Raw genomic sequence first — 8,701 nt, 5'->3', positions numbered from 1 at the left:
AAGGTTTGGGGAAACGTTAATTAAGCTGCACAGGCTTCGTGCGATTTGAGTGGGGGCGGACCATCGGCCCGCCGCCTCTTTTCGTATGCGCGCTGGCGGCGGACATCACCAGGTGACGATCTTCACCCTCTGCCCCGGTTTCAGCACGCTGTTTTCCTCCAGCGCGTTGATCGTCAGGAACCGGCCCAGCTGATAGTCGGTATAGGCCATGCGTTTGGCGAGCGATTGCACCGTTTCGCCTGCCTTCACGGCAACCACCGTCACCTTGCGTGATTTGATCGCCGCCGCATCCTGCGCGCTCAGTCGCTGGACCGACTGGATCATCGGCGTGAACGGCCCGATCCCCTGCCCGGCCTGGGTCAGGATCAGGAAATGATAGGCCTTCCCCTTTTCGAACTCATAGGCAAAGACGGTCGCATCCACCTGACTGGATTGGGTCGATGCGCGAATGGTGCGATATGCAGCGGGCAGGCCGTTGATCGTCGTGCGATTGACCTCGCCCTGCGGCACGCCGCCCTGTCCCCCGCCCAGCTTGGCGAAGACGCTGCTGATATAGCTGTCCAGATTGCCCGAATAGGGCGCCGCGCTGAATTGCGCCTGCCCACCCGACCCGGTGATGGAAACCGCCGCCGCACTGTTTTCCATGCCGAACCCATCGGGGATGGTGAAACTCAGCCGCAGGTCGGGATGACGGAACCTGTTGCCGTCGATCACCCCCTGTTTGGGATCGTCACCGTACAGCACGCCGTTCAGCGCATTCAGGAACGCATCGCGATTGCGCACCGTGCTGTTGACGCGGGTCGCCTCCGCCGTCCTCGCCGCCCGTTCCACGCGCGCGCCCGGATCGGGGTGGGTGCTGGCCCATGCAGGCGTCGACCGGGCATTACCCGTCACCTGCGCGTCAAGATCGCTTTGCGCCGCCAGCGATGCCAGCATGTCGGCCAGCGCGCTCGGATCATATCCTCCGCTCGCCAGATAACGGATGCCCAGATCGTCGGCTTCATATTCCTGACTGCGTGAAAATTTGAGCGTCAGCAGCTGGCTGCCGGTACCGATCCCCTTCTGCACCAGCCCGCTCAGTCCCGAATCGCCCAGAAATGCGCCCGCCAGCGCACCGAGCAACGCTCCGCCGATCGCATTGCGTTGCGCCGCCTGCTGTCGCCGCTGGCCATGCTGGGCCGCGACATGGCCCACTTCATGGCCCAGCACGCCTGCCAGTTCGGCCTCGTCATTCATCAGCGCCATCAGTTGACGGGTGACATAAACATAGCCGCCCGGAATGGCGAAAGCGTTGTTGACCGGCGAATTGAGCAGCGTGACGGTAAAGTCCCCCTGCGCGTTGGACAGGCCGGATTGCACCGCGATGCGACGCCCTACGCCTTCCACATATTTCGCCTGCGGCCCGGCATAGGGGCCGCCAAATTCATTGAGCAATTGCGGATGCTGCTTTGCCCCGCTCGCCTTGTCCGCCGCGCTGATCGACGACACCGTGCGGATGGCCCGCTGCTGCCCGATCACTACCGGCGCGCTCACCGCCACAGCCGCCACGGCGGCCGCGCCGCCCAGCTTTGTCTTCCAGTTCATGGGACGTCCTCAACCCTCTGCCGTTACCGCTACGTAACGAGCAATCATGGCGAGCCGTTCCCGAAAAAGCGAGATATTCCCCGCTCTTTCGGCCCTCGAAAAAGGTCGATCAGACGCCGATGGCCAGGAATTTGTCGGCCCGGTCGGTGCGCAGCGCTTCGGCGCTCAGGGTATCGAGCGAATCCAGTTCCGCCTCGATCGCCTCGCCCAGGCTGGCGATTGCCTGCACCGGATCGCGATGCGCGCCGCCCACGGGCTCCGCCACGATCCGGTCGATCACGCCCAGCTTTTGCAGATGCTGCGCGGTCACCTGCATCGCGGTCGCCGCGTCGCTCGCCCGGTCGGCGGTGCGCCACAGGATCGACGCGCAGCCTTCGGGCGAAATCACCGAATAGACCGCATGTTCGAACATCAGCACGCGATTGGCGGCCGCCAGCGCGATCGCGCCGCCCGAACCGCCTTCACCCACCACCGCGGCGACCATCGGCACGCCCAGCTTCAGGCAGGCTTCGGTCGAACGGGCGATGGCTTCGGCCTGCCCGCGTTCTTCGGCCTGCACACCGGGAAAAGCGCCCGATGTATCGACCAGGGTCACCACCGGCAGGCCGAACCGATCGGCCAGTTCCATCAGGCGGATCGCCTTGCGGTATCCTTCGGGCTTGGCCATGCCGAAATTGTGGCGCACGCGGCTGGCGGTGTCGTCACCCTTTTCATGACCGATCACCATCACCTTGCGCTCGCCCAGCGTCGCGAACCCGCCGATGATCGCCTGATCGTCGGCAAAGGCGCGATCCCCGGCCAGCGGCATGAAATTGTCGAACATGCCCGCGACATAATCCTTGAAATGCGGGCGTTCGGCATGACGCGCGACCTGCGTCTTCTGCCACGGCGTCAGCTTGGCATAGGTTTCGGCCAGCATCTTGGCCGCCCGATGTTCCAGCGTGGCGATTTCGCCATCGATGTTGATGTCACCCACGCTTGCGGTGGCGCGCAGTTCGACGATGCGCGCTTCCAGCTCCGCAATCGGCTTTTCAAATTCCAGAAAGCTAACCATGGCCCACGCGTTACGGTGCTGACGCGTCGCCGTCAACGCGGGGATGCGCCTGTCCCGCAGCCATCCCTGCCAAAGGATGCCGCTGGTTTACCAGTTCGACCAGTCGCCGACTGTCCACATGGGTATATATCTGGGTCGTGCCGATGTCCGCATGCCCCAGCATGGATTGCAGCGCGCGCAGGTCCGCCCCGCCCTCCAGCAGGTGCGTGGCAAAGGCGTGGCGCAGCACATGGGGGCTGACCCGCTCCGGCGCGATGCCGCTCGCCGCCGCCAGATCCTTGACCAGCTGGTACAGGCGGATGCGGCTCAGATGGCTCTTGCCGGATGGAAACAGCCAGGCACTGTCGCCGGGCACATGGACCAGCCATGCGGCGACGGCCGCCCGCGCCCTGTCGGATATGGGGACCAGCCGTTCGCGCGCGCCCTTGCCCTTCAGGATCAGGAAGGGGCGATCCGCCGCCAGCGCCCGGCGCGGCAACGACACCAGTTCCGTCGCGCGCAGCCCCGATCCGTAAAGCAGCTCGATCAGCGCCGACAGGCGCAGGTCCAGCGCTGATGGATGTTCGACATCCACCCGTTCGGCGATGCAGGCGAAGAATCGGTCCACCTCCGCCACCGACAATATCTTGGGCAGCGCCCGGCGTGTCACCGGACGGGGCAGCGCGGCGGAGGGATTGTCGGCGCGCAGCCCTTCTTCCTCCAGAAAAGCGTAGAAGGCCCGCACCGCCGACGCCTTGCGCGCCACCGACGACGCCGCCAGCTCCGCCCAGGCCGATGCCAGCCGCCCCAGATCGTCCTTGCCCGCACCCGCCAGTCCGCCGACCAGATCGCCCGCCCCCTGCAAATCGGTGCGATAGGCGATCAGCGTATTGCGCGACGCGCCGCGCTCCGCCGCCATCATTTCCAGGAAGCGGTCGATCAGGACGGCGTCATCCTGCGTCATGTTCAGGTCCGGCTGATCGCCTCTGCCGCGATCATCCGCGCTTCGGGGTCCAGCCCCACGCGATGCAGCGCAGCCACGACATGATAGACATGTCCTGCGGGCAGGTGGCTCCAGTCATTACCCTGCATGCCGACGGCGGCCAGCAGGGCGACCGTGCCCTTTTCACCCCGCGCCGCCGCCGCGCCGATGGCGCGCGCCCAGCGGCTGTTGGCGGTCAGCGCGAAGCCGTTATCCTGCGCCAGCGTGGCCGCTTCCTGCGTCGACAGCCGCGACAGGCCCGCGAGCGCCGCGATCAGCATCCGCCCCCTGTCCGCGCCCGCGTCACCGACATAGCCCGTCACCCGGCTGGCGTTGATTTCCACCACCGGGCTTGGCGCGCCCACGGCCAGCAAGGCCCAGACTTGCGAAGCGCCATCGCCATCCAGCTGACCCAACGCCCGTGCCCAGCGCGCCGCGTTGCGATCATAACCGGCGGTCAGCATCGCCGCGACCAGATTGGACGCATCCCGTGCATCGGCCTGCGCCACCGGCAGCGCAGCGGCGGCCCGCGCCGTCGCGATCAGGCCCAGATAGTCGGGCCTGGCATTGTCCCCCCACCAACTGCGCATCGCGCCGATCCGGTCGCCCACCGTCGCGCCGCTATAGGCGGTCCGCAGCGAATCGACGCGATCCGCCAGTTCGGCGGGCGCGTCGCCATCGGTGCCCAGCTGCCCGTAAAAACCGACCAGCGCCGCATTGGACATCACGCCCAGCCGGGCCGCAATGTCCATGCCGGGCCGCCGTTTCACCGCGCTCAGCGCGGGCGCTCGTGCTTCCCATGCCCGCACATGCGGCCCCACGGTGCCATAGAGCGTATCGGGAATTTCGACATTCAGCGCCGTCGCCAGACCAAAGCGCCATGCCGTCAGCCGATCGACGCCGTCCCATTCGATCTTCACCGAACGGCGGGCGTTGAACCCGGTGCCGACGACCTTTTCGGCCAGCCGATAATCGACGCCGCGCACCACGCCCCGGCGCTGCGCCTGATTGAGCGCGCCGCTCGACGTGCCCTGATCACCCGACAGCGCGGGGCAGATCGCCCGTGTCATGTCCCATCCCGGCGCCTTGCTGAAACGCAGCGCGCCTGCCGACAGCGGGCACAGGCCAGCCGGATCGGCGGCCGCCAGATATGTTTCCATGGCCACGGCATAAAGGCGCGGGGAATAGCGGTCGGGATCGACGCTCTGCACCATCAGCCGGGCATTGTCTGCCTCACCCATGCGCACCAGCAGCCAGGCGCGCTCTGCCGCCCAGTCCGCGCCATCGATGTCGCGCGGTGTATCCACCGCCGACAGCAATGTCCGCCGCAACAGGATGGATGCCCATCGCGACACGATCGGCGCGTGCGTCTCCTTCATCAGCGCGGCCAGATATTTGCCGGATTCGCTGCCAAAGGCGTCGGGTTCCAGCCCGCGCGTCTGCGGCGTCAGCGGCCCGATCCGGTCCAGCGACCGGCGCGCCGTTTCGGGCAGGTCATATTTCGCCTTCTGCGCGGCGATTTCTTCGGGCGTCAGCTCCGCTTCGGCGGCATTCTGGATCAGCGACAGGTCCGGCGGCGTGGCCGGATTGAGCGGCTGCACCATCGGCACGGGCGCCACGGGCGGACGCACCGTCACGGGCGGCGCACCGGGCGCAGGGCGCGCGGGTTGCGGCGCAGGCGCTTCGGGCGCGTCGCCAAAGCCCGGCGGCAACAGCGATTCGGGCGTCTGCTGCGCCACGACCGGCAGGGTCAGCGCCAGCGCAAAGCTGCCCAGCGCCCATTTCGCGTTACCGCGCGGCCAGCGCATGCGCCTTACTGGCCCAGCTTCTCTGCGGGGATCACCTTTTCGACGCGCTGTTGCGGCTGTTCGCCGCCGCGCGACCAGAAAAAGGCAAGCAGCGCGACGACCAGCACGACCAGAGCGACAGGAATGATCGGCAAACGGGTGCCACGGCGGCGGGTGCTGCCTTCGAAACTGCTGAAGTTGCGATTATTCTTCATATGTCCTTGGCTATGACTGGCCCGAAAACTTGGTCGGGGGAAAGAAAAAGATGCGATTTGCCTCTGTGACGGCTGGCTGTATAGCCCCGCAGGCCATGCAGCGAAACAGCAAAATCCCCGACAATCAGACCAGCCGTGGTCCCATCGTCCTCGTCGGCATGATGGGGGTGGGCAAATCGACGGTCGGCCGCCGCCTCGCCGCCCGCCTCGGCCTGCATTTCGTCGACGCGGACGAAGAGATCGAAAAGGCTGCGGGGATGAGCGTGACGGAGATTTTCCAGCGCTATGGCGAACCCTATTTCCGCGACGGCGAACGGCGGGTGATCGCCCGGCTGATGGACGGCGCGCCAAAAGTGATCGCGACCGGCGGCGGCGCTTTCATGCAGGATGAAACGCGCAGGCTGATATTAGATGCCGCCATTGCCGTGTGGCTGGACGCCGACATCGACATATTGGTGGAGCGCGTCGGACGGCGCGAAAGCCGCCCGCTGCTGAAAGATCGCGATCCGCGCATCGTCCTCACCGAACTGGCGGCGATCCGCAACCCCATCTACGCGCTGGCGCCCATTCATGTGAAAAGCATCGCTGCCCCGCATGAAGTCGCGGTCGACAGCATCATGGAGCAGTTGACCGCATGGCATTAGTCCGCGTCGCGCTGGGTACGCGCAGTTACGACATCATCATCGAACAGGGCGCGCTCGACCGTGCGGGCGAACGGCTCGCCACTTATGCGCGCAAGGGGCGCCTTGTCGTCGTCACCGACGAACATGTGGCAAAGGCTCAGCTGCCGCGCCTCGAATCCAGCCTGCGCACCGCCAATATCGCGGTCGAACCGATCATCCTGCCGCCGGGCGAACAGACCAAGAGCTGGCGCCATCTGGAACAACTGCTCGACGCGCTGCTGGCGCTGGAAATCGAACGGGGCGACCATGTCATCGCGCTGGGCGGCGGCGTCATCGGCGATCTGGTGGGCTTTGCCGCATCGATCCTGAAGCGCGGCTGCCATTTCATTCAGGTGCCCACCACCCTGCTGGCGCAGGTCGATTCGTCGGTCGGCGGCAAGACCGCGATCAACGCGAAGGCGGGCAAGAACCTGATCGGCAGCTTCTATCAGCCTGCCATGGTCCTGATCGATCCGTCGACGCTCGACAGCCTGCCCTTGCGCGAAACCCGCGCTGGCTATGCCGAAGTCGTCAAATATGGCCTGATCGACGATCCCGAATTTTTCGACTGGTGCGAAGCGAATGCCGACGCCCTGCTGTCCGGCGATCCGCACGCCCGCACCCACGCCATCACCCGCAGCGTGCAGGCGAAGGCCGCGATCGTCGCCGATGATGAACGCGAAACATCGGGCCGCCGTGCCCTGCTCAACCTTGGCCACACATTCGGCCATGCGCTGGAGGCCGACACCGGCTTTTCCGATACGCTGCTCCATGGCGAAGGCGTCGCGGCGGGCATGGCGCTCGCCTTTCGCTATTCCGCACGCCTTGGCCTTTGCCCGCAGGCCGACGCCGACCGCCTGACCGCGCATCTCATGGCCGTGGGCCTGCCCCACGACCTCGACAGCGCGCATGTAAAGGCACACGGCCCGGAACTGGTCGGCCATATGCTGCATGACAAGAAGATGGCGGCAGGCACCCTGCCCTTCCTGCTGGCCCATGGCATCGGGCAAACATTCCTGTCGAAGGATGTGGTGCTGGACGACGTCGCCGCGTTTCTGGATCAGGATCGGGCGGCGGCCTGAATCGCGGCGCTCAGGACATGGCGCCAGATAGCCGTTCGGTTCGAGCGTAGTCGAGAAGTCTCTCTCAGGCACCGCCATCGCCTGTCCTGGCGATGACCCGAACGATCAGCCCGCCTTCGCCCTCCCGTCGATCAGGACCGCCTGCTGCCATTTGCCGGGTGCCTTGTCGGTGCGATGGATGCAGCCCGCCCAGCAGCATGGCCGCCGCTTGCCCTCCTGCAATTCCTCGATCGTGCGGGCGATGCGCCGTTCGCGCGTCTTCGCCTGCTTCGCATCCTCGACCCAGCAGAGGAATTCATTGCGGCCCAGCGGCGTCAGGCCTTCCCACACACCCATGATGGCGGGGTCGGACCGCATCGCCGCCTGAAAATCCTCCGTCGCCTCATGGACGGTGCCGTGCGGAAAATCGGTCGTCATGGCGCAGCTCCTTGGGACGGGCACCTGATGCTACGGCAAAATCGGGGGAAGTCAAAATCGACCGTCGCCGCCAGCAACAGGGATCGAACCCGCCCCCATATCCGGCATCAGGACAGGGATCGCTGTAGCGATACGTCTACCCATTCCGTCATGCCGGCATGGCGATTGTCGATGTTAAAGGGGTGACCAGCCTGTGGTGCGGGTGGTCGGAATCGAACCGACACTCCTTGCGGAACCGGATTTTGAGAGACCGAATATCCCCTATCCTTTGTGCCGCCGGGGGTATCCGTTTTCCCGATAACCGACTGTCAGCACTAGCTTTTTTCGGTTCTCGAAACACACATACCTAACCGGCTGTACGCTACGGTTGGCTTTCTAGGTGCACCTATTCTGCACCTGAAATCCGACCTCAACGGAGGTTAGGAATGCCCAAAATCAAACTTACAAAGACCGCTGTAGACGCCGCAAACCCGCAGGAGCGCGATTACGAACTCCGTGATACGACGATACCCGGCTTCCTTGTCAAGGTCACCCCGACCGGCCGCAAGATTTTCATGGTGGCCTACGTCGCCCACAATGGGCAGCGGCGTAAGCCGGCGATCGGCCGGTACGGCGAGATCACAGTCGAGCAAGCTCGCAACATCGCGCAGGACTGGCTTGCCGAGGTGCGCCGGGGTTTCGATCCGAGTGCCGAGCGCGCGGCCGCTCGGCAGGCCCTCACCGTGAAGGAATTGTTCGACCGGTTCATCACCGACTATTCGGAGAGCCGCAACAAGCCAGCGACGGTCGAGTCGAACCGCGGATACGGCAAGCGCTACATCGTCCAGATCCTGGGCCAGCTCAAGGTTCCGGATGTCACCCGTGCCGACATCGCCCACCTGATGAAGAAGATGGCGAGAAGCCCGACCAACGCCAATCGCGTGCTGGCCGCCGTGCGGA

9 protein-coding genes and 1 pseudogene are annotated in these 8,701 nt (G+C 65.4%); 3 read left to right on the top strand and 7 right to left on the bottom strand.

The window, feature by feature from the left end; all coding sequences use genetic code 11:
• Nucleotides 1–105 precede the first annotated feature (105 nt).
• From ACOJSJ_RS00320 to ACOJSJ_RS00300, 5 genes are all read right to left on the bottom strand, one after another.
• A complete protein-coding gene (locus ACOJSJ_RS00320; protein WP_420142990.1) occupies nucleotides 106–1,584 on the bottom strand; it encodes a M48 family metalloprotease in 1,479 nt (492 codons plus the stop codon).
• A gap of 109 nt (nucleotides 1,585–1,693) precedes the next feature.
• Nucleotides 1,694–2,638, bottom strand: coding sequence for an acetyl-CoA carboxylase carboxyltransferase subunit alpha (locus tag ACOJSJ_RS00315; protein ID WP_420142989.1), 945 nt, complete (start codon nucleotides 2,636–2,638; stop codon nucleotides 1,694–1,696).
• A 10-nt stretch (nucleotides 2,639–2,648) separates the two neighbouring features.
• On the bottom strand, nucleotides 2,649–3,581 hold the full coding sequence (locus ACOJSJ_RS00310; RefSeq protein ID WP_420142988.1) for a tyrosine recombinase: 933 nt from the start codon (nucleotides 3,579–3,581) through the stop codon (nucleotides 2,649–2,651).
• Nucleotides 3,582–3,583: 2 nt separating this feature from the next.
• Nucleotides 3,584–5,407 (bottom strand): hypothetical protein, encoded by a 1,824-nt coding sequence (locus tag ACOJSJ_RS00305; RefSeq protein WP_420142987.1) that lies wholly within the window; start codon nucleotides 5,405–5,407, stop codon nucleotides 3,584–3,586.
• A 5-nt stretch (nucleotides 5,408–5,412) separates the two neighbouring features.
• Nucleotides 5,413–5,601: a hypothetical protein gene (locus ACOJSJ_RS00300; protein ID WP_420142986.1), complete on the bottom strand. Its 189-nt coding sequence runs from the start codon at nucleotides 5,599–5,601 to the stop codon at nucleotides 5,413–5,415.
• A gap of 95 nt (nucleotides 5,602–5,696) precedes the next feature.
• On the opposite strand from ACOJSJ_RS00300, the gene ACOJSJ_RS00295 reads away from it, so the two are divergent.
• Together ACOJSJ_RS00295 and aroB are read left to right on the top strand one after the other, a co-directional pair.
• Nucleotides 5,697–6,245, top strand: coding sequence for a shikimate kinase (locus ACOJSJ_RS00295; protein ID WP_420142985.1), 549 nt, complete (start codon nucleotides 5,697–5,699; stop codon nucleotides 6,243–6,245).
• Nucleotides 6,236–7,345 carry a 3-dehydroquinate synthase gene (gene aroB / locus ACOJSJ_RS00290; RefSeq protein ID WP_420142984.1) on the top strand — a complete coding sequence of 370 codons (1,110 nt, stop codon included), beginning with the start codon at nucleotides 6,236–6,238 and terminating at the stop codon, nucleotides 7,343–7,345. The genes ACOJSJ_RS00295 and aroB overlap by 10 nt, the downstream gene beginning before the upstream one ends.
• Nucleotides 7,346–7,450: 105 nt before the next feature.
• Here the strand turns inward: aroB and ACOJSJ_RS00285 are convergent, their stop codons facing one another.
• Together ACOJSJ_RS00285 and ACOJSJ_RS00280 are read right to left on the bottom strand one after the other, a co-directional pair.
• Nucleotides 7,451–7,762 (bottom strand): YdeI/OmpD-associated family protein, encoded by a 312-nt coding sequence (locus tag ACOJSJ_RS00285; protein WP_420142983.1) that lies wholly within the window; start codon nucleotides 7,760–7,762, stop codon nucleotides 7,451–7,453.
• A gap of 68 nt (nucleotides 7,763–7,830) precedes the next feature.
• Nucleotides 7,831–7,920: pseudogene (locus ACOJSJ_RS00280) on the bottom strand.
• Nucleotides 7,921–8,187: 267 nt separating this feature from the next.
• Here ACOJSJ_RS00280 and ACOJSJ_RS00275 point away from each other — a divergent pair.
• Nucleotides 8,188–8,701, top strand: a 514-nt coding sequence (locus ACOJSJ_RS00275; RefSeq protein ID WP_420142982.1) for an integrase arm-type DNA-binding domain-containing protein, incomplete at its 3' end; no start/stop codon positions are given.

Origin of the sequence: Sphingobium sp., assembly GCF_048594625.1 — a bacterium.
Classification (GTDB): Bacteria; Pseudomonadota; Alphaproteobacteria; order Sphingomonadales; family Sphingomonadaceae; genus Sphingobium.
Note: the sequence above shows the minus strand (reverse complement) of the source record. Positions and strands in the feature narration are given on the sequence as shown.

Bases quoted from the DNA above. Each gene is read 5' to 3' on its own strand.
- ACOJSJ_RS00285 (WP_420142983.1), bottom strand. From the start codon at position 7,762: ATGACGACCGATTTTCCGCACGGCACCGTCCATGAGGCGACGGAGGAT.
- ACOJSJ_RS00300 (WP_420142986.1), bottom strand. From the start codon at position 5,601: ATGAAGAATAATCGCAACTTCAGCAGTTTCGAAGGCAGCACCCGCCGC.
- ACOJSJ_RS00295 (WP_420142985.1), top strand. From the start codon at position 5,697: ATGCAGCGAAACAGCAAAATCCCCGACAATCAGACCAGCCGTGGTCCC.
- ACOJSJ_RS00315 (WP_420142989.1), bottom strand. From the start codon at position 2,638: ATGGTTAGCTTTCTGGAATTTGAAAAGCCGATTGCGGAGCTGGAAGCG.
- ACOJSJ_RS00305 (WP_420142987.1), bottom strand. From the start codon at position 5,407: ATGCGCTGGCCGCGCGGTAACGCGAAATGGGCGCTGGGCAGCTTTGCG.
- ACOJSJ_RS00310 (WP_420142988.1), bottom strand. From the start codon at position 3,581: ATGACGCAGGATGACGCCGTCCTGATCGACCGCTTCCTGGAAATGATG.
- aroB (WP_420142984.1), top strand. From the start codon at position 6,236: ATGGCATTAGTCCGCGTCGCGCTGGGTACGCGCAGTTACGACATCATC.
- ACOJSJ_RS00320 (WP_420142990.1), bottom strand. From the start codon at position 1,584: ATGAACTGGAAGACAAAGCTGGGCGGCGCGGCCGCCGTGGCGGCTGTG.